This is a genomic window from Alteromonas sp. ABV2_168 (assembly GCF_056161165.1).
Genome location: NZ_JBSWYQ010000006.1, coordinates 115,870 through 136,147, shown reverse-complemented (window position 1 = coordinate 136,147; position 20,278 = coordinate 115,870). Strand labels below are relative to the sequence as shown.

The 20,278-nt window shown below is 42.6% G+C and carries 15 protein-coding genes and 1 tRNA gene; 10 read left to right on the top strand and 6 right to left on the bottom strand.

Annotation, left to right across the window (positions count from 1 at the left end; genetic code table 11):
• The first annotated feature begins 254 nt into the window (after positions 1-254).
• Genes ACXAH4_RS11050 through ACXAH4_RS11040 form a run of 3 tightly spaced genes read left to right on the top strand, consistent with a single transcriptional unit; the run spans position 255 to position 5,242 of the window.
• Positions 255-3,611, top strand: coding sequence for a hypothetical protein (locus tag ACXAH4_RS11050; protein WP_474881901.1), 3,357 nt, complete (start codon positions 255-257; stop codon positions 3,609-3,611).
• Positions 3,612-3,618: 7 nt separating this feature from the next.
• Complete coding sequence (locus tag ACXAH4_RS11045) at positions 3,619-4,068, top strand: response regulator transcription factor (protein ID WP_474881899.1); 450 nt, start codon at positions 3,619-3,621, stop codon at positions 4,066-4,068.
• Positions 4,055-5,242, top strand: a complete 1,188-nt coding sequence (locus ACXAH4_RS11040) for a response regulator (RefSeq protein ID WP_474881898.1) — start codon at positions 4,055-4,057, stop codon at positions 5,240-5,242. The genes ACXAH4_RS11045 and ACXAH4_RS11040 overlap by 14 nt, the downstream gene beginning before the upstream one ends.
• A 48-nt stretch (positions 5,243-5,290) precedes the next feature.
• On the opposite strand, the gene ACXAH4_RS11035 is transcribed toward ACXAH4_RS11040, so the two are convergent.
• Entirely contained in the window at positions 5,291-5,677 is a 387-nt protein-coding gene (locus tag ACXAH4_RS11035) for a hypothetical protein (RefSeq protein WP_474881896.1), read from the bottom strand.
• A 742-nt stretch (positions 5,678-6,419) separates the two neighbouring features.
• Here ACXAH4_RS11035 and ACXAH4_RS11030 point away from each other — a divergent pair.
• Positions 6,420-6,674, top strand: a complete 255-nt coding sequence (locus tag ACXAH4_RS11030) for a hypothetical protein (RefSeq protein ID WP_474881894.1) — start codon at positions 6,420-6,422, stop codon at positions 6,672-6,674.
• A 214-nt stretch (positions 6,675-6,888) separates the two neighbouring features.
• Entirely contained in the window at positions 6,889-8,262 is a 1,374-nt protein-coding gene (locus ACXAH4_RS11025) for a phospholipase effector Tle1 domain-containing protein (protein ID WP_474881892.1), read from the top strand.
• Positions 8,263-8,957: 695 nt separating this feature from the next.
• Here the strand turns inward: ACXAH4_RS11025 and ACXAH4_RS11020 are convergent.
• The 4 genes from ACXAH4_RS11020 to apbC all read right to left on the bottom strand — a co-directional run bounded on the left by ACXAH4_RS11020 (position 8,958) and on the right by apbC (position 12,350).
• A tRNA-Pro gene (locus tag ACXAH4_RS11020) sits at positions 8,958-9,034 on the bottom strand.
• A 110-nt stretch (positions 9,035-9,144) separates the two neighbouring features.
• On the bottom strand, positions 9,145-10,515 hold the full coding sequence (locus tag ACXAH4_RS11015) for an SLC13 family permease (RefSeq protein ID WP_474881890.1): 1,371 nt from the start codon (positions 10,513-10,515) through the stop codon (positions 9,145-9,147).
• A gap of 64 nt (positions 10,516-10,579) precedes the next feature.
• Positions 10,580-11,170, bottom strand: coding sequence for a dCTP deaminase (dcd, locus tag ACXAH4_RS11010; protein ID WP_119501791.1), 591 nt, complete (start codon positions 11,168-11,170; stop codon positions 10,580-10,582).
• Positions 11,171-11,261: 91 nt separating this feature from the next.
• Positions 11,262-12,350: an iron-sulfur cluster carrier protein ApbC gene (gene apbC, locus ACXAH4_RS11005; RefSeq protein ID WP_474881888.1), complete on the bottom strand. Its 1,089-nt coding sequence runs from the start codon at positions 12,348-12,350 to the stop codon at positions 11,262-11,264.
• Positions 12,351-12,459: 109 nt separating this feature from the next.
• Here apbC and metG point away from each other — a divergent pair, with 109 nt between their 5' ends.
• Both metG and ACXAH4_RS10995 read left to right on the top strand, forming a co-directional pair.
• Positions 12,460-14,523 (top strand): methionine--tRNA ligase, encoded by a 2,064-nt coding sequence (gene metG / locus ACXAH4_RS11000; RefSeq protein WP_474846586.1) that lies wholly within the window; start codon positions 12,460-12,462, stop codon positions 14,521-14,523.
• A 173-nt stretch (positions 14,524-14,696) separates the two neighbouring features.
• A complete protein-coding gene (locus ACXAH4_RS10995; protein ID WP_474881887.1) occupies positions 14,697-15,773 on the top strand; it encodes an MBL fold metallo-hydrolase in 1,077 nt (358 codons plus the stop codon).
• A 10-nt stretch (positions 15,774-15,783) separates the two neighbouring features.
• Here the strand turns inward: ACXAH4_RS10995 and ACXAH4_RS10990 are convergent, their stop codons facing one another.
• Positions 15,784-16,551, bottom strand: a complete 768-nt coding sequence (locus ACXAH4_RS10990) for a methyltransferase domain-containing protein (protein ID WP_474881885.1) — start codon at positions 16,549-16,551, stop codon at positions 15,784-15,786.
• A gap of 88 nt (positions 16,552-16,639) precedes the next feature.
• Here ACXAH4_RS10990 and gloB point away from each other — a divergent pair, with 88 nt between their 5' ends.
• From gloB to ACXAH4_RS10975, 3 genes are all read left to right on the top strand, one after another.
• Positions 16,640-17,437 carry a hydroxyacylglutathione hydrolase gene (gene gloB, locus ACXAH4_RS10985; RefSeq protein WP_474881884.1) on the top strand — a complete coding sequence of 266 codons (798 nt, stop codon included), beginning with the start codon at positions 16,640-16,642 and terminating at the stop codon, positions 17,435-17,437.
• A gap of 64 nt (positions 17,438-17,501) precedes the next feature.
• Positions 17,502-19,181, top strand: coding sequence for a lytic transglycosylase (locus tag ACXAH4_RS10980; protein WP_474881883.1), 1,680 nt, complete (start codon positions 17,502-17,504; stop codon positions 19,179-19,181).
• Between the two features lie 6 nt (positions 19,182-19,187).
• Positions 19,188-20,240 (top strand): ion transporter, encoded by a 1,053-nt coding sequence (locus tag ACXAH4_RS10975; RefSeq protein ID WP_474852816.1) that lies wholly within the window; start codon positions 19,188-19,190, stop codon positions 20,238-20,240.
• Positions 20,241-20,278: the final 38 nt, after the last annotated feature.

Below are 20,278 nucleotides of genomic sequence, written 5' to 3'. Positions count from 1 at the left end.
GTTTGGTGATAAAGAAATAATATACTTTTCAGTACTTTACAAACATTGCTAGCATAAGACAAACATGAAAAATCGCTAGTGTTGGAAAAAATAGAATTATAATAATATCAGTAAGTTACTCAATAGCTATTAAACTAAAACTACTGTATAAAGGTACGCACTCAACATCTAGATAAAATGACAGTCTTCAATATGGGGTAAAAGTCACTTTACTTATAATAACCTTTTTTGATATTTTTCATTATATTGAATAAATGAAAAGTGAAAATAAGTTGAAAGGATTCAGGCAGTTACGCTACATATCTGACTTAAAAGAATTGACATCTTCGATAAAAAGAAGAAAGTCAAATCGCGCATTCATTAGAAAAAAACTCGCTGAATACATTGAAAATTTACCCAGTAGAGAGATAGATAATGTTATTGCGGTTGCAACCAATAACCAAATCATATTATCAGCACTAAATACGAGTGATATGACTTCTGAAGTCTACATTGATAAATATGAAGAGAGCATACTACCAACTAAACTTATCCTGAAAGCATTCGAAAAATTTTATACCTCTAACATTAAAGAAATAAATGAATTTTATGAACTAAAAAATGAACTAGAAACAAATTTTGTTTTAGGGGAAGTGGATAGAGCTAAAGTTATATTAGACAAAATTGAGAATGAATTTGGTCGAAGTATATGGGCAATAGATACAAGAATAAGCATTTACAGTAAGCCTAGCTTTGTAGAAGAGCGAAAAGAATTCGTTGAAGAACTCAATAACAATAAAGATATTAATCATATTGCTGCTCTTATAAATCGAAAACATCAATCAACCTCCCTAAACACGTTCTATAACCAGTTCTTGAAAAACTTATTATTAGAATATAGGTGTGCATCTGTACATAGATATGCTGAATTTCTTTCAACCATATTGATACCCGACTTTGTTGGTGACGAAATTAACATAATAGATTTAATAATATTTAGTCAAAGATTAACTCCTATAGATAGATTAATTCTATTTAGTAGAATCTCGAAAAGGTCACTATATATAGATAATGTTACGGATAATTTAAAATTAGAAATAAAAGAATTTGTAACAAATATTGCAGAAATATCTGATAATGAAACTTGGAAAAACATATCGATTTATTATAACAATACATTAGAACCTAGAATAAGCTTATTAGGTGAAGAGGCGATTAAGTTATACTCAAAAGGTTTTTATAGTGAAACAATAGAATTAAGTGAAAAAATACTAAAAAACAAACCAACTGATCTAGGTATATTGGATATATCCGCAAGAAGCAAGATTTATGAAAATAACAATGAAATTTTAAATGCAATAGATTTAAAAAATAGTGACAACATTCAAAAGACCTTCGAAGCATTTCTTACATTAATATATTCTAATGAAGATTATGAAATAACAATAGACTTTTTTGAAACCCTCCTATTTAAATACATCTGTTTTGACTTTATAAATTCAATCAAGCCACACCTATACTCAGCATTTCCATTTAAAAATAAGGAAAAATTGAAAAATTCTTGTATTGAACTATTCTGTAGTGACTATAGCATATCCCCAAAATTCATAAGAATATTGTTAGATAAAGATACAAGTTTAGAAACTAAAGATACATTAGTCGATGCAGATGAATTAAGTAAAAGTAGATTACTAAGAACTCAGATCAAGAACGAAATAGATAAAGAAAATTCAAACCCTGAGCAAATAAATAATTTTTTAAATGAATTAAAAAATGAAGATGACATTTTAGAAAGTGAATTTTGGTCGTTATGGTACAAATCGAAATTAAAATGCCGTGAGTTCAATGAAATAATAGAGGTTGTATCAAAACTTTTAATTCAAAATGATAAAAATCAGCTATTCTTCCCTCTTGAAAATATAATAAATAGTATTCAAGAAAATAGTGATTACTATATCGGAAACATACATTCAGTAATCTTATATTACAAATACTTCAGACTTATAAGCTTTGAATCAAAGAATCAAATGAGCGAATTCTTTGAGGATTATTTAACATCAAAAAATTGTAATTTACCTAGTGAACTACTTTTGCAATGGGAAAAACCATCACCTTCGGAGTTGTATTTTTTATCTGATGTATGTAATACGGAAATAATGAGTATATTAGTAACAATAAATAGTTTCCAAGAACTATTATTTGAACGTTTCAAATTACTTCAATATTTGGAAAAAAATAACAATGAACTTGTACACATATACGAATCTGAAGAATATAAAATTTTCGAAAAGCTATATATAGACACTCTAAGTATAGAACATACAACAAACAAAATTGATATAAACATAAACGGTATAAAAAAATCCAAACTTATAGAATATGAATCATATTATTCAATATTAAGTGAATTTGAAGAAAATGTACCAGAAGATCTTTTAAGCTTATTTCAAGAGAATATCGAAGATGGTTTATCAAGAGCTGATAATGCTATACTTCACTTTTGCGGAAGAATTTATGAAGAAATATTAGAAGACTTCATTTTTAGTGAGGACCTTGGATTAGTAAGATATCTTAGCTCAGAGATTCGTCACGGATGGCTACCTAACCAAATAAGAAGTGTTCTTGAAAGTCATCACTTAGTTACAGAACTAGGTGCAGACCAAAATTATCAAAAATCTGAACATTGGCGAAAAATCTACGAACTAAATTTCACTCCTCAATTTTATATAAAATTAGATGAAGTATTTTCCTGGTTTTCGGCGGAAGTAGATAAGCTTATATCTACTGCGAACTCTTGGCCTCAAGTCACCAGAGACAAAAATAATAGAAGTGTAGCATTTAATTTTTATTACGACATACAAACTTTGATAAAATTTAAAAATGATACAAGTTCAGCGACATCCGTTGACAACTTCTTTGACATTTGTAGTGAGTTTATTTGGAGTAAACTTGACGAATGTTTCAGAATAATGAAGAACCTACTAAATAAAGAATTAAAATCAAATTTCAATTCAATATTTGATGAGTTACTGGTAAAAATAAATTCACTAGCTCCAGAACTAACTCTCATAAAAACGGAAATTAATGATGCGAGACGTAAAACTATTGAAGCAATAAGTATTATTGAAGGATGGTTTTGTCGACCTGAAATTAATGATATCGGTAAAGTTGATCTTATTGATGTTATTAAAGTTGCGATTACAAATACAAAAGGCATATTTAGCCCAAGACAAATAAGTTTTGAAGTTGATCATGTGCCATTTGATATAGACATTGACAGAAGCAAAATGTTATCACTGTCAAGAGCACTTGCGACTGCTTTCCAAAACAGTTTAATTCATGGAAGAAGCTTTAATGGTTTGGACATAACGGTGAATTTTGAACAAACAAGTAAGTACAAAACTATTATGGTGTGCAACTACATAACAGATGAACATTTCGATGAGCTTAAAGCTTTAAATATTGAAGAACGTGTAGATTCATACCAGAGTGACCATGAAAAGGAATTACTGACTAGAGAAGGTGGCACTGGCTTGTATAAGATATTCAGATTTGTGAAAGATTTTAATATCAATTCAGAATTTAAAGTCAGTGTTATACCTAATAAATTTATACAAATTATTAATCTGTGAGAAATCAATGAAAATATTACTGGTTGAAGATGGATTATATAAGAGCGAAAGAGTAGAAGATTTTCTAAAATCCGTATATGAGAACATTGAAGTAACAGTATCTATCTCATACTCTTCAGGAGTAAAGTCACTAATATATAATTCTTTCGATGTTGCAATACTTGACATGAGTTTACCAACATTTGATGAAGTAAAAGGTCAAGGAGGCGGTGATAAAAGAATGTATGGAGGACTTGATATAGCAAGACAAATAAAACGAAGAAATATTAAATGTCCATTTATTTTTTTAACACAGCATCAGTCATTCTCTGAAAATTCTAAAATTTCAAAATTATCTGATATAGATTCACAAGCGAGGGAAGATTATGGAAATTTATATTTAGGATCAGTTTATTATGAACATTCAGGTTTCAAGTGGAAAGAGTCATTAAAGGAGTTGTTGGATGATCTGTCATAAAGTATTAATTATTGATGACGATCCGGTTCGTTGTGAAAAAATTAAAGGAGAGATACTAAAAAAATTTAAAAATCTAGAAGTTGAAATATCAGATAGTGTAAACTCCGCCAAAATAAATTTAAGAAAAAATCATTATTTTGCTGTTTTATTGGATATGGCTCTTCCGCTCAGAAGTGGTGAAAAAGAAATAAATCCTAAAGCAGGTATTAATATACTTGATGAACTGAGAAGAGGGAGATTTAAAACACCAAATCGAGTTATCGGCTTCACCGCACTAATAGAGAATAAAAAAGAATTGGAGGAAAGTTTTTCCATTCTTGGTTTTCAATTATATGAAGCCACTAGAGCTAATTATGGCTGGTTAGAGAAAGCACTATTACAAATAGAGTATAGCTTAAATGCTGCGAAATCTTATGACAAGATGCCAATTGATATTGCTGTAGTTAGTATACATGGAATTGAAACTTCTGGTTCATGGCAAAGCAAATTACATAAACTGATAAATGAAAATTATACTGATGCAAGAATATCTCATCTACAATTTAAATTCGAAAAGTTTCCTTTAATTAGGTTCGTAATACCTTATTTTAGAAATAAAATGGTAAATAAATTTAAAGAAGACTTAGATGTTTGGATTTCAAAAAATGAAACAAAAAGGATAGTCTGCTTTGCACACAGTTTTGGCACCTATATCTTAATTAAATCTTTAGAGAACATTTTACAAAAAGGTAAACTAGATAATTTAGATTTAATCGTACTTTCAGGAAGTGTACTAAAGCAAAATTATGACTTCAGAAATCTTATGTCATTAAAAAATGTAAGATTAGTAAATGAGTGTGCTAAACAAGATTTAGCGCTTTTATTAAGTAATTCTCTTGTAATTGGGACAGGCATGGGTGGTAGGCTTGGTTTCAATGGACTTATGAGTGAAAGGTTTGTTAACAGAGGCTATCAAGGAGGTCATAGCATTTTCTTTGAAAATGACTGTGAAATAATGAAAAAATATTGGATACCTTTACTAGAACCCAGTAGTAACTTAGATTCATTCAACCTAAATGGCAAAGAATCAATTACAGATAGCTTTCTTGAAAAACTCTCACGTTTTATTTCAAAAATAAAGATACCGTTATATATTTCAGCACCTTTTTTTCTTATTTATTTCTCATTTTTTTAGCAAAATAGTGATGATTTATATAAAGTTACGTTTCAAATTTTAATTATATTAATTTTTATTTAATTTTGATGAAGCAGTGTCTTTCAAGCACGAGAGCTCACAGCCGTCACTAAGTTTATCTCTTGTAGAACTTGACTCTAATGTTTTCTCTGTTTCATCTTTTTGTTGATGGTGCTGATCACATGCAGTAAAAAAGGGCTCAAGTGGTGAAAGTAAACTCTGCCAATATTTCTCTCGTGGGTATTTTATATAGTCTAGTACTGATATCGCATATTCTAAAGTCAACCCTGCCATCAACAAGTCTCTTAAATTAATATTATTAAGAGCTTCTACAGATAAATTATTTATTGACTGTCTATATGCCAGCGCTAAAGGTGAGTCCCATTTTCTTTTTTCATCGAATACTTTATCGTAACCGTCCGGTAATCCCCACATTCAAACAGTGACGCCGCTCCGGCATGGTGTTCTTTTAGTAAGGAGAACACCTATGCGATATCAACGACGAGATGTAAATGTAAACCTCCCCTCTTAGTAATGCCTTATAGCTTCAAGAAACATTGAGTATCACGATGATAAACAGTGCAACTTTAATACACACACCTCCATGTGTATCGAGACAGCGAGGAAAGCACTGATGAGGTTTACATTACTTTCAATAGTGTGCCCGCCCAGTTTCATGAATTCTAAGCAGTGTAAGAAAAAGATTTGCTGACTCAACTATCAGTACATAGTCACAGGCTAAGGAAATTTTTTAGCAAAATTCAAGTTTAAGTGACATTGGAAATTTTAGATGAAGTAAAATTTTTCGTGTTGAGAGTTCATGTGGTCGCGACACATGAACAATCAGCACTTTTGACGGTACGCCTAGCTTCTTTCACGAACGGGAACAATGATATGACTTAGAAAAGATTAATTTGGGTACTGGCCCTTTCCCCTAGATTAGTGGGCTAGACTTCGCAGAGCGTCTATAAACCTCGGCACACAGATGAAGTTTTAGCTTCATCCAATAAGGCGTACCGTCCTTTTTATTTCAGCGTTACAAGGCGCACACACCAAAAGTGCATCGACATACGTCGAGGCACGCTTTCGCCTGCTCGTTTTAAGTAAACCATCCAGATCGACACATTTCTTCGACGTTAGACCTACTTACAGGCAGGACTAATAACAGGAGATAAATGTGAACATCAATTACAAAAGACTTTTCAACTTCTGCATCAAAATGAGCAATCGCTGGGTTTCGATGAGCAATACGGTCGTTGCTGTAGCAGTGATTAATACGCTTTGGAATCTTGCATTTCTGTTCTCGGGTCATACAGATTACGTAAACGGGCATCAATGTTTCGATCGGCTCTATCTGGTAGCGTTTGGCACGATAGCTTTAGTTTTCGCAACGACTTCATTTATTGCAGCAAGAAAATTTAGAAGTGAATGACACTAGCTCCCCGATTTGGGGAGCTTTTTTAGTTTCAAAAACATATAAGTGATAGTCAAAAAAGAAGTCTGATAACCTTACTGACAAATAAATCTGTTCAGAGGGGAAAATCTAAGAAGTCGAGTATAGATTTTTAACTAAAATACAGTTAGTGTTTAGTACAATTTATGAACAAAAAATAATTTTATCTACCATTCGACCACAAGGATAGGGTATGAAATATTTGATATTGTGCCTATGTATCGCAATGCTCACCTCATGTAAATCAACAACTTACCAATATGAAAATTATTGTAACAGCCCAGATAATGAGGAATGTAATAATATTAACAGCTCTAAAAACATAGCTGTATTTTTCGACGGAACAGGGAATACTCCGTCTGATAATACAAATGTATATAAGCTTTATAGGCTAGTCTCATCTAACGAAATTTCTGCCATGCCGTCTATGTATATTGAGGGAGTGGGAACTGAGGATGGTCGTTCTGTTTCGGGAAGTGTTCTTGGGAAGGGTTTTAAACCTAGACTGATCGAGTCTTACAAATTTTTATTACATCAATATAAAAGTAATGACAATTCACTATACCTATTTGGTTTCAGTCGAGGTGCTTACAACGCAAGAGTTCTGGCTGGACTTCTTTATTCGGCGGGACTTGCAGATATTAGTGGTTTAACTAATGAAAGAGTTAACTTACTAGCAAAAGAAATAATCACTGCGTATCTTAAAAAAGGAACGTTAGACGAAAAAAAAGAATTTATCCGCTCTGTCAATGGATATAAAAAATCTAAAATTGAACCGATAGTTAAATTTCTTGGAGTGTGGGATTCAGTTTCAGCATTAAGTTTGAAACGAAATAATGAACACTTGCTAGGCACGGTTTCAAAAATTTATATTGATCAAGTCTGTAATATCGAACAAGTCGCACATGCTATTTCAAGTGATGATAACAGAGCGCGGAGCTTTACCCCTGAATTAATGACAACTCCTGCACTTTTAGCATATTGTGACTTAGATGGCGAACCTATTGACGGAAAGGTTGCTGGCCAATATCTAGGCAGTAGAGTAGATGAAGTTTGGTTTGCTGGCGCACATTCAGATGTAGGAGGCGGATATAAGGACGAAGAGGTCGAATCATTAAGTGGTGTATCACTGAATTGGATGCTCAGAAAGCTCGCTAAATTAGACAATCCAATTATCCCCACCAACACTCAGGTGCCGGAGAATCCTCTTGCGGAGTCCCATATTGGTGAAGACTCGATCTTAAGTGGTAGATTGTATCGGAATAGGAATAGAGAAATTGTAAAATATATGAATACAATAGTGCATCCTGATTTAAATACAATAAAAGTTCACTCTAGCCTTTTATTCAGATTAGAAAAAATTCCTAGAACGTTACGTGAATTTAATTGGGCAGGGGTTTACGATGAAAAAGATCATAATTACCCTGACAACTTCAAGCAATGTTTCAAAGTTGTTCCTCTAAAAGATCTAAATACTTATAATAATAGGAAAGTTGACTTTACGCTGTCTTATGAACCAAGTCGAAATGCAAAGTGTTTTGATGTAATAGAACCTGATTTGTATTAGAAAATCTTAATTTGACTAAAAAAAGGGCTGCAAAGCAGCCCTCAAAGTTTTTCGATCTGTTCAGTCTACTCATCAATCGCTTCTTCAGAGAAGTATCGTCGTTTACTTACTCCGAACACCCGCTCAAATTCCAAGTCATCAACTAAGTCGGAATTGATGAACTGGTTTATCTGAAATTCAAAAAGCAAGAACAGCAAACAGCGCTAAGACGCCAAGAAATATTTTTTCTTGAACTCAGTGGGCAATTGCTCAACAAGTCGGTCTGACAATACAAAGCCGTACGTTCTGAACTTCTCATCTTTGTGCTCATAGATGTAATCAAGAGTATCTGAATTGAAGTACCAAGCTATTCGAAATTTGTCAGGCCACTCAGTTCGTGTACTGCGTTTGAATTCATGTATAAACGTGATTTGCAGATCAGTTTTATTTGTCTTCTTAGACATAGTTAAGTCCTCAGTTGGTAAACCTCAGAGATAACTTGTTTCGCCCTCGGAGAAATTACCTAATTCAAACCCGCATACATCTCGCACACCTGAAAGACAGAACTATTGGATTACGAGTAAAACCACTGAGTCAAAAGCGAATATCGATAGACTAACGACTACTGGATATTGTGACAATTATGGGACAGTTTTGGGACGCTCTTTTTACGAGCAATCAATGATTAGGGTAAGTCATTGAAAAGTAGGAGAGATTGGTCGGTGTGAGAGGATTTGAACCTCCGACCCCTGACACCCCATGACAGTGCGCTACCAAGCTGCGCCACACACCGACCGAAAGAGCCGACAAGTCTACTTATTTTTCTTCACTTTGCAACGACAAATATGCACCCTGAAGACTGAACGTCTAAATGATGAGCAAATCCCTGCCGGGACTGCGCTTTTAGCCCTGTAATGTGAAGTAACACACCACGGTGACGACACTGGCGACGATCACATTCAGCACCATCCCTTCTCTCGCCATGGTTTTAATATCGAATTTTCCGCTGGCATAGGCAATGGCATTTGGTGCTGTGGCTACAGGCAGCATGAAAGCACAACTGGCACTGATGGCGGCAGGAATCATCAGCAATTTCGGATCAACGCCCACGGCGGTGCCGGCAGCAGCGAGTATGGGCATAAGCAATGTGGCTGTAGCGGTGTTAGAGGTAATTTCTGTCAGGAACGTTACGAACAGGCAAATAGAAAACACCAGCAGTAATACAGGCAAAGTAGACAGACCTGTCAGCCACTCGCCCATAAACAGGCTTAACCCTGAGGCTTTAAATGCTTTGGCGATGCAGATACCGCCGGCAAATAACAGCAGCATACCCCAGGGAATATCGTTGGCAGTGGGCCAGTCGAGCAACTTGTCATTGTCCGGCTTGCCACTGTTTACCATAAACATGGCAACCACACCAGCTACAGCGATAGTGCTGTCACTGACGGTGGTGATCCCCAGCCAGCCTGTCCAGAAAGGCCTGAAAATCCAGGCCATTGCCACTGTGCCGAATATCGCCAGTACCCGCTTCTCAGCGGTAGTCCAGGCGCCGGGCTGCGGTAAATCAATGTTACCGATGCTGCCCAGACCCCGTCCGAGCCACATGGCCATAGCCGGAATTGCCAGCAGCACAATGGGTACACCGGTTTTCATCCATTCAATGAAGTTATATTCACTGCCCTGCGTTTCTTCATAAACGCTCATAAAGATAATATTCGGCGGCGTGCCGATGGGCGTACCGACACCGCCAAGGCTAGCTGCGTATGCAATACCAAGGATCAGCACAATACCGAAGCGGGTATGTTTGGTTGCGTTGATGATGGCCATTGCCATGGGCAGCATCATCAGCACGGTAGCGGTGTTGCTGATCCACATACTCAAAACAGCTGTGGTCAGCATGAAGCCCAAAATTAGTTTCATACCGCTTCCCGTGCCGGTAAGCCGCAACATATAAATCGCGAACCGCTTATGCAGATTCGCTTTTTCCAGACCCTTCGAAAGCATAAATGCAGCCATCAGCAGTATGATGACATGGCTGCCAAGAGCTGATGCCGCTTCGGCATGGCTGACTACGCCGGCGAGCGGAAAAAGCGCAAAAGGAATGAGTGATGTAGCAGGAATAGGCAACGCTTCGGTTACCCATAATATGGCAACAAAAGCGGTGATTGCAGTTGTGGACGCAATGTCAGCGGGCTGGCCGGCGAAATGCAGACCAAAGCCTGAAAGCAACGCTATCAGCGCGGCAATGAATAGGGTGAGACTGCTTTTTATCATTACCGGGCTCCGTTTCTTTTAAGACGAAAACTGACAGAGTATTCGGGATTAAACGATTACAGGCTTATTTATCGTCATCAGATGTAATTCGGCTGGCAACGGCACCGGCCTGCCCTTTGTATTTGGCATCAGCACGGGCGTTATACGGTTTTTCTGCCGCCTGAGACAACACTTCAAAACTCAACGCGCCGATTTTCATCATCGGACGCAAAGCCAGAGGTAACTTACCACTGTTATAAAACTCAAGCACGATATTACCGGACCAGCCGGGATCAATGCGGTGCGCTGTCACATGCACCATCAGGCCGAGCCTTGCCAGTGAAGAACGTCCGTCCAGCCAGCCGACAATATTGTCCGGCAAGGTTACTGACTCATGAGTAATGGCCAGAGCCAGTTCACCTGGGTGCAGAAAGAATGCCTTGCCTTCAGGCAGCTCAATTTCATCACTCATCACAGAGTTAAGGGCTTCCTGAACTTCGGCTTTAGGTCCGCTCAGGTCGATGTAAGGTGCCTGATGGTCTTCAAAAACGCGGAATTTATTCCCCAGGCGCATATCCACCGTCACACCGCTGATTTGCTCATACCCGGGTGTAGGGTCGATTTTAATTTTGCCTTTCTGAAGATAATCGTAAATATCACGATCGCATAAACGCATAACACATGTCCTGAGGAGGGAAAGAAAACAGCGCGTATTATGCGACTTTGCTTAAAGCCGCACAACCCGCCATAACTACCGTTTTATGCAGTTATAACTTTGTCAGCCCGATGGTTTCACCGCGAATGTAACTTTCAGAGCTGCGGGAAGGTAATGTAAGCGCCATTTGCATGGACAATGCGCGGGCAGCTTCACGGTAGATTCCGGCCAGTTCACTGTCCGGTTTATCTGCCACCAGCGGTTTACCTAAATCGGCCTGCTCGCGGATAGACACATCCAGCGGCAAAGCGCCGAGCAACGGTAAATTGTAACGTTCAGCCAGCGCTTTACCGCCGTCCTGCGCAAATAAATAATCCGTGTGACCGCACGAAGAACACTGGTAATAGCTCATATTCTCAATTAAACCCGCCACCGGCACATTCACCTTGTTGAACATGGAAATGCCTTTTTGTGCATCGGCTACGGCTAAGTCCTGTGGTGTGGTGACAATGACGGCAGCGCTCAGGGGCACCTGCTGTGCCATGGTCAGCTGAATATCACCGGTACCCGGCGGCATATCCACAATCAGATAATCCAGTACCGGCCACAAAGTTTCATCCAGTAACTGTTTCAGTGCCCTGCTCGCCATAGGGCCGCGCCATACTGCCGCGTCCTCTGCCGGCACCAGGTATCCGATGGAGTTTGCCACCATGCCCCAGGCTTTCAGCGGTTGCATATGTTTGTTATCGCCGCTGACCGGATGATCCTGCGGATTGCCCAGCATAATGGGCACGGATGGGCCGTAAATATCCGCATCCAGAATGCCCACTCTGGCGCCTTCCTGCATCAGCGCAAATGCCAGATTCAGACTGGTGGTTGATTTACCCACACCACCCTTGCCGGATGCGACCGCAACCACGTTACGGATATTTGTCACCGGCGCGATAGCGGTTTCAGCGCCGCGAACCTGCTGGGAAATGGCTAGCTCCACCAGCGGAAAACCGGCTTGAGTTAATGCTTTTGTAATGGTTTCTCTGATAACGGCATGTTGAGTGAGCGCATAGAATGGCAGTGTGACCGACAAACAGCCGTTGTCTACCTCACACCACGGTTGGGTTTGCTCTGTGCTTAAGGCATAATAATCAGCCAGACTCTGTGCGGCGGTTTGCGCCAGCTTGTCACCCTTTCGGGAAAAGAACATAATTCACCTTTAAAATGCGCGGTCGCGCTATTTACGTAATGCAAAAGCAGCGCGATTCCGCTAGTATTTGCAGCCATTTTTCAACGCTTGAGAACAGAAACATAATACTATGTCTGAAAACACGTCGACTTCTGTTGCCGGAAACAATGCGAAACGCCGTATTCTGGTAACCAGTGCACTGCCGTATGCTAACGGCTCTATCCACCTCGGGCACTTACTTGAGCATATCCAGACCGATATCTGGACCCGTTTCCAGCGTCTTCGCGGCAACGAATGCTACAGTGTTTGCGCCGACGATGCTCACGGCACACCTGTTATGCTGAAAGCACAGGAGCTGGGTATTACGCCGGAAGAAATGGTCGCCCGTACCCGTGCAGAGCACCATCAGGATCTGCAGGACTTCTACGTTGATTACGACAACTATTATGTGACTCACTCGCCGGAAAACAAGGCGTTGTGTGAAACCATTTATAACCGTCTTGATGAAGCAGGCTACATCAGCAAGCGTACCATCAATCAGTTGTATGACCCGCAAAAAGAAATGTTCCTGCCGGACCGTTTTGTAAAAGGCACTTGCCCGAGCTGTAATGCGGAAGATCAAAACGGCGACAGCTGTGATGTTTGCGGCGCAACATACAGCCCGACAGAAGTGAAAAACCCGCGCAGTGTAGTTTCCGGCGCGACGCCAATACTGAAGGAATCTGAGCACTTCTTCTTTGACCTGCCGCAATTTGAAGGCATGCTTAAAGAGTGGATCCGCTCCGGTGCGATTCAGGCTGAAATGGCGAATAAGCTTCAGGAATGGTTTGAAGACGGCCTGCAGCAGTGGGATATCAGCCGCGATGCACCTTATTTCGGTTTTGAAATTCCTGGCGCGCCGAACAAATTCTTTTACGTGTGGGTAGATGCGCCGGTTGGTTACATGGCCAGCTTCCAAAATTTCTGTGATCAGAATGACGTTAACTTTGACGATTTCTGGAACAAAGACACCGGCACAGAGCTGTATCACTTCATCGGTAAAGACATTACGTATTTCCACTGCCTGTTCTGGCCTGCCATGCTGGAAGGTGCCGGTTTCCGTAAACCTACCGGTGTGAATATTCACGGATTCGTGACAGTAAACGGCGCGAAAATGTCCAAGTCCCGCGGTACATTCATTAAAGGCCGTACCTATCTTGACCATCTGAACCCGGAATACCTGCGTTATTACTTCGCGTCCAAGCTGGGTGACGGTGTAACGGATATCGACCTGAATTTTGCTGATTTTGCCCAGAAAGTGAATTCAGATCTGGTGGGTAAAGTGGTCAATATCGCCAGCCGTTGTGCCAGCTTCATCACCAAACGTTTTGACGGCAAACTGTCAGATACGGTACTGGATAAAGAGCTGATGGCAGAATTCCATGCCGCATCAGAGAGTATCGCCACGCACTTTGAAAACCGTAAGTATCATCAGGCGGTACGTGAAATAATGGCGCTGGCTGACAAAGCGAACCAGTTCATTGATGCGAACGCGCCGTGGGTCACCATTAAAGACGAAAGCAAACAGCAGTTTACCCATGATGTGTGCTCACTGGGTATTAACATGTTCCGTATTCTGGTGGCTTACCTGAAGCCGGTATTGCCAGTGCTGGCAGAGAAAGCGGAAGCTTTCCTGAACGATACGCTGACCTGGGAAAGTACTCAAACTGTTCTGACCGGTCATGAAATCAATAAATTTAAAGCCATGATGCAACGCATCGAAATGGATAAGATTGACGCAATGGTAGAAGACTCAAAAGAAAGCCTGGCTGCAGCAAATGCACCGAAGTTAGATCCTGAAAGCCCGCTGGCGAAAGATCCCATAAGTGAAGAAATTACGTTTGATGATTTCGCGAAAGTGGATTTCCGCATTGCCCGCATCGCTAATGCCGAGCATGTGGAAAAAGCTGACAAACTGTTGCGCTTAGAGCTGGATTTAGGCGGCGAAACCCGTCAGGTATTTGCCGGTATCAAGTCAGCCTATGCCCCTGAAGACTTAATTGGCAAACACACCGTGATGGTTGCCAACCTGGCTCCGCGCAAGATGCGTTTCGGTATGTCTGAAGGCATGGTACTGGCGGCAGGTCCGGGTGGTAAGGACTTGTATATCCTTGAGCCACACGAAGGTGCCAAACCGGGTATGCGCGTCAAATAATGCGCTGCGCTATGGTCAACTGAAAAGGTGACGTCGACAGTAAACGAAAAACGGTGTTCAGATGAGCACCGTTTTTTTATGAATAAAATTCACAGGTCATTGCTTTTCAAAAAGGTATACAGCAAAGGCAGCAGATAATATGCTTTGTGCAAACCCCTTCTGCCTCAGTCACAATGATTTTTGTAAAACCACGGGCCGGGATTTCAGTCAACGTACTGGCCGGCGCAGCATGTCTTCTCACATTTCTTTTAAGCGGCTGCAGTACAGTGCCGTCCTCTCCCGCCACTTCCGTTGATGCCGGACTAAAAGTTTCAGCTCCGGCATTTGAAGTGATCCCGCTGGGTACGGCAGGCGGACTGGATGAAAGCAACTTATCGTCCTATCTGATATCGCGCGGTTACAGCCACCGTTATATCGCGTTCGATGCCGGTTCGGTAATGACCGGCCTGAAAGTGGCTGCGGCAAACGGTGCTTTTGCGACTTTGCCTGTACAAACGAATTTAACTGTTGAGGGAAATGTGCTCACCCGTCATATCACCGGTTATGCACTTTCCCATGCTCACCTCGACCACGTAGCCGGCCTGGTGATTAACGCAACGGATGATACGCCGAAACCGGTTTATGCCATGCCCTCCACTATTAAAACGCTGAAAGAAAATGTATTTAACTGGGCGCTGTGGCCGAACTTTGCCAATGAGGGAAGCGGCTACAAACTGAACCGCTACCGTTATACCTACATGCAGGCCGGTGAAGCGCAAACACTGGGTGACACAGGCTGCTCGCTTACCGCCTATCCGCTGTCCCATGCCGGTGCTGACAAGTCTTCAGCGTTTTTATACCAGTGTGATGACAATGCTGTGCTGTATCTGGGAGATACCGGGCCTGATGCAGTGGAAGGTACCGGCCAGTTAGCCCCCTTGTGGAAATCCGCGGCACCACTTATAAAGAATGGCCGGTTAAAAGGCGTGTTTATTGAAGCGTCCTATCCTTCAGACAGAGCGGACAACGCGCTGTTCGGTCATTTAACACCGGCATGGCTGATGCGGGAACTGGACACACTGGCAGCACTTACCGACAGTGAAAATCCGGCAAGCGCATTGCGGGGATTAAAGGTCATTATCACCCACATAAAGCCGTCTCTGAACAAACAGGAAAACACCCTGTTGAAAATAAAATCCGAACTGGAAGCGCTTAATTCGCATGGTCTAACGCTGATTTTTCCACAGCAGGGAGAACCCTTCTACCTCTGACAACTGCCGGTCAGCCCCGGCTTCCGTCGCGGCCTGCAGGGGTTGCATTCTGCACCCGCATACTGGCACCCACGGCGGAGAACCGGGGCTTGAGTTTCCACGCGGGCTTGATGGTGGTCATCGGGATCACCCGTTTACGGGCAAGGATCACATACACCGAGCTGCACCAGGGAAAATAGCGGGTAATGCGGTTATGCCAGCTGGCAGGTAAAGAAAACTGCTTTTTAATAAACAGCATGGAAAACAGAATATGGCGGGTTTCAATAATTTCGTAGCCCAGTAACTGTAACCAGTCTTTTACCCGGCTTGACGAGAAGAAACGTGCATCATGCAGCAGGTTACCCCGTTTCAGTGGCAGATATTTGCCGATGCCGGTGAGGCTGTAAGGGTTAAAACCGCTCAGAATAATGTAACCGTCCTGAGTGATACAGCGGTCAACTTCCCGTAATAACTGATGAGGATCCTGGCAAAAGTCCAGTTCGTTAGCCAGCAGAAAGCCGTCGATGCTGTTCTCAACGTAAGGCAGTTCGGTAGACAGACTCAGCACAGATGTCGCGTCGATCTGAACGGGTGTCTGACGGATTTGGTGTTTGACGTTGCACTTGCTTAACGCAATTTCACTGCTGAGTGTTCCCAGCTTTACCAGATGATAGCCGAAGATACGGCCAGAAAAGCTGTTACTGACAGTCTGCACAGCATCTTTAATTGCCTCACCTGCCGGTAGCTGAGCCCAGGATTCAGGGTAACCGGGCGGTTTAGAACGGTATGCCAGTCTCATTAATATTCAGGCTGATCCAATTAGTTGCGACACTGCTATCTAATTTCTATAGTATCGCATTAATACTGATAAACAAGCAGGATTCCCCATGAACAGGATGTCTGACGCCCTTCCCGACGGTGTACAAATCAGCGCTATTCCCGCCTTTACTGACAATTATATCTGGTGTTTGCACAATCAAACCCATGCAGTGGTTGTGGATCCGGGCGATGCAGAACCTGTACTGGCATTTTGTAAGCAGAACGGACTCAGTCTGGAAGCCGTGTTGATCACCCATCACCACCGCGACCATACCGGCGGCATCGCCAGACTGGCCTCCGCCAATCCTTCATTACCGGTTATCGGCCCGGCTGGCGGACATATTCGCGGCATTACCCGCTCTGTGGATGAAGGTGATGATATTCATCTGAATGTGGTGAACTGTGCGTTTACGGTCATGGAGCTGCCAGGCCATACCCTCGATCATATTGCATTTTATGGTCACGGACTGGTGTTATGCGGAGACACATTATTCTCCGGTGGCTGCGGACGTCTGTTCGAAGGCTCGCCGGCGCAAATGCACCATTCACTGAACAAACTGAAACGCTTGCCCGATAACACCCGTGTGTTCTGTACCCATGAATACACACAGGCCAACATGCAGTTTGCCCTCGCTGTAGAGCCTGACAACGAAGAATTACAGCAACATGCGAACCTCGTAGAAAAGTTGCGGTCTGAAGACAACATTACCCTGCCCTCCAGCATGCAAAAAGAAAAGGCCATCAACCCCTTTCTGCGCAGTCACAAAGCTTCTGTGGCAGCCGCTGCATCACAGTGGCAGGGAGAAGAATTAGATGACGATACTGCGGTATTTGCTGCGCTGCGGCGCTGGAAAGATGAGTTTTGATGCAATTGACGGCAACAATCGTTACACTATCACGTTCGAAGTTTATTTGCGGGGCACTTAATTAATGAAATCAGCACTGGGCCTGATTGCCAGTATCGCGCTTGCTGGCATGCTGAGTGGTTGTGAAACCACCGGTGAGAATGACATTGCCAGTGAGCAACCGCCTGAGTATACCGAACCTCAGGACTCAGACACCTGTGAAGTAGGCCAGACGACCATTGACGACGAGCAGGACTGTCAAATCGCCAAAGAAGGTGTCATTGAAGTTGTGCACCCTGTTGAAGATGTGGACGAGGCGCTGGATGAAGCGGTTGAACCGGAAGAACCTGAAGACGTTGTCATTGATGATGTGTGGACCCGCGCGGCTGCACAAATGGCCTTTGAGATCCCCGACGACAAGCGGGTAACCAGCCAGCGTAACTGGTATCTGAAACACCCTGAGTACATGGCCCGTGTGGTTAACCGTGCACGTCCATTCCTGTACTACATCACTGAAGAAATTGAAAAGCGGGATATGCCGCTGGAAATCGCACTGCTTCCTGTCGTGGAAAGTGCTTTTGACCCCTTCGCATACAGCCATGGCCGCGCTGCCGGTATGTGGCAGTTTATTCCGGGCACAGCGAAACGTTTCGGGATCCGCCAGACCTGGTGGTACGACGGCCGCCGGGATGTGGTGGCATCCACACAGGGCGCGCTGGATTACCTTACCTACCTGAATAACATGTTCGACGGCAACTGGTTACATGCCCTTGCGGCGTATAACAGCGGTGAAGGCCGCGTACTCAGAGCCATCAAACAAAACCGTAAAGCCGGTAAACCTACAGATTTCTGGTCGCTGGATTTACCCCGCGAGACACGCGCCTACGTACCGAAACTTCTCGCTCTTGCTGACATTCTTAAAAACAAAGAGCACTTCGGCTTTGCCTGGCCTGCTGTTGATAATGTTGAAGTGGTAAAATTGGTGGATATCGGCTCACAGGTAGATTTGGCGTTTGCTGCCGATCTTGCAGACATGGAACTGGAAGACTTGCATGCCCTGAATCCCGGCTTTAACCGCTGGGCAACCGATCCTGATGGCCCTCATCAGTTGTTGCTTCCGGTAGAGAAAGCAGAACAATTTACTACAGAACTGGCGTCCGTTGACCGTCATGACCGTCTGAACTGGGTGCGTCATAAAGTGAAAAGCGGAGACAGCCTGCTACGCCTGGCAAAGAAGTATCATACGACAGCTGACATCATCAGAAGGGTCAACAGTCTGTCGGGGAACATGATCCGCGCCGGTGACTATGTCATGGTACCGGTTGCTTTAAAAGAACTGGATTCTTATTCTTTGTCACAGGATCAGCGTCTGGCTTCGTTACAGAACAAGCCCCGTTCGTCTGTGAAAGTGACACATAAAGTCACTTCCGGCGATACCCTGTGGGATTTAGCTGTTAAATACAAAGTCAGCACCCGTGACCTGGCGAAGTGGAATGGCATGGCGCCGGCAGATCCGCTGATGCCCGGTAAAACCCTGGTGATCTGGCAAGGTGGCGATGCGCCGGAGAAGTCCTCCGCTTCCATCATCCGCTCTCTGACTTACACAGTTAAACCGGGAGACAGTCTTTCCCGTATAGCCAGTAAGTTCAATGTTAAAATCTCAGACATCACCAACTGGAATAATTTGAGCAAAAACCGCTATTTGCAGCCTGGTCAGAAACTCAAATTACACGTGGATGTGACGAGACTGAAAAATGTAGGATAAGCCACCATGCTGAGAATTAACTGGGACAACTTACGGAAAAGTCATGAAACGCCCTGGTTAATTCTTGATTTGGTTATGCTGGGTTTATTGCTGGTAAACCTGGCCTGGCTGCTCTTCGATGCTCTCTACGGCACTGCCGTCATCCACCAGCAACTGGAAATTCTGCTGCCGGGATTTACCGGCACCTACGACCCCATCCATAAAAATTTCATTCTTGTCGACCTGGTATTCATTGGTATTTTCTTTGTTGAGTTTTGCTTTCGCTGGGTTGTGTCAGTGGTACGGAAAGAGCATCTGCGCTGGTATTTTTTCCCCTTTCTGCACTGGTACGATATCGTCGGCCTCATTCCTCTCGGGGCAACCCGCATTTTCCGTTTCCTGCGTATCTTTTCGATTTTGCACCGGCTGCATAAATTCGACATCATCGACTTAAACCGTACTGCTATTTTTCGTTTCTTCCGCTTTTATTACGATGTTTTTGTGGAAGAGCTGTCTGACCGCATTGTCGTTAAAGTGCTCAGCGATGCACAAAAAGACATTTCTGCAGGGTCACCACTGGTTGACGATATCACCCGTCAGGTGCTCGCCCCCCGCCGCCCTGTTCTGACTGAATGGGTTGCCGGTGTGCTGAATCATTTCGGTCAGTCCATCAGTGACGGCCATTATGGTGAAGCGATCCGCGAACACGTCAGACGGTCGGTAGGCAAAGCGGTGAAAAGTAACGAGCAGGTATCGACTCTGCACTATATTCCGGTGGTGGGAAAAACCATTGAAAGCACACTGGAGTCGGCTGTTACAGACATCGTGACCACATCCATTATTAACTTACTTTCTGACATCGACGCCCACAAGATTGATCATTTTGTAGAAGCCGGTTTACACGATTACACACCGGTCACAGATGATTTGGATAAAGAGGTGCTGGGAGTGATTAACGAGTGTCTGGAGTTGGTGAAAGCCCATGTGGCTCAGCAGCGCTGGAAAACCGAACTGGCTGAAAAGAACCGGCCGGTGCCTGATGCCGGCATTGAAAATCAAACAAAAGGCCCGTTGGAATAATCCGACGGGCCCTTTCATTCAGCACATATTGCAAGGTG

Coding starts and splice junctions, on each gene's coding strand:
- ACXAH4_RS11050 (WP_474881901.1), top strand. CDS start 255: ATGAAAAGTGAAAATAAGTTGAAAGGATTCAGGCAGTTACGCTACATA.
- ACXAH4_RS11045 (WP_474881899.1), top strand. CDS start 3,619: ATGAAAATATTACTGGTTGAAGATGGATTATATAAGAGCGAAAGAGTA.
- ACXAH4_RS11040 (WP_474881898.1), top strand. CDS start 4,055: ATGATCTGTCATAAAGTATTAATTATTGATGACGATCCGGTTCGTTGT.
- ACXAH4_RS11035 (WP_474881896.1), bottom strand. CDS start 5,677: ATGTGGGGATTACCGGACGGTTACGATAAAGTATTCGATGAAAAAAGA.
- ACXAH4_RS11025 (WP_474881892.1), top strand. CDS start 6,889: ATGAAATATTTGATATTGTGCCTATGTATCGCAATGCTCACCTCATGT.
- ACXAH4_RS11015 (WP_474881890.1), bottom strand. CDS start 10,515: ATGATAAAAAGCAGTCTCACCCTATTCATTGCCGCGCTGATAGCGTTG.
- dcd (WP_119501791.1), bottom strand. CDS start 11,170: ATGCGTTTATGCGATCGTGATATTTACGATTATCTTCAGAAAGGCAAA.
- apbC (WP_474881888.1), bottom strand. CDS start 12,350: ATGTTCTTTTCCCGAAAGGGTGACAAGCTGGCGCAAACCGCCGCACAG.
- metG (WP_474846586.1), top strand. CDS start 12,460: ATGTCTGAAAACACGTCGACTTCTGTTGCCGGAAACAATGCGAAACGC.
- ACXAH4_RS10995 (WP_474881887.1), top strand. CDS start 14,697: ATGATTTTTGTAAAACCACGGGCCGGGATTTCAGTCAACGTACTGGCC.
- ACXAH4_RS10990 (WP_474881885.1), bottom strand. CDS start 16,551: ATGAGACTGGCATACCGTTCTAAACCGCCCGGTTACCCTGAATCCTGG.
- gloB (WP_474881884.1), top strand. CDS start 16,640: ATGAACAGGATGTCTGACGCCCTTCCCGACGGTGTACAAATCAGCGCT.
- ACXAH4_RS10980 (WP_474881883.1), top strand. CDS start 17,502: ATGAAATCAGCACTGGGCCTGATTGCCAGTATCGCGCTTGCTGGCATG.
- ACXAH4_RS10975 (WP_474852816.1), top strand. CDS start 19,188: ATGCTGAGAATTAACTGGGACAACTTACGGAAAAGTCATGAAACGCCC.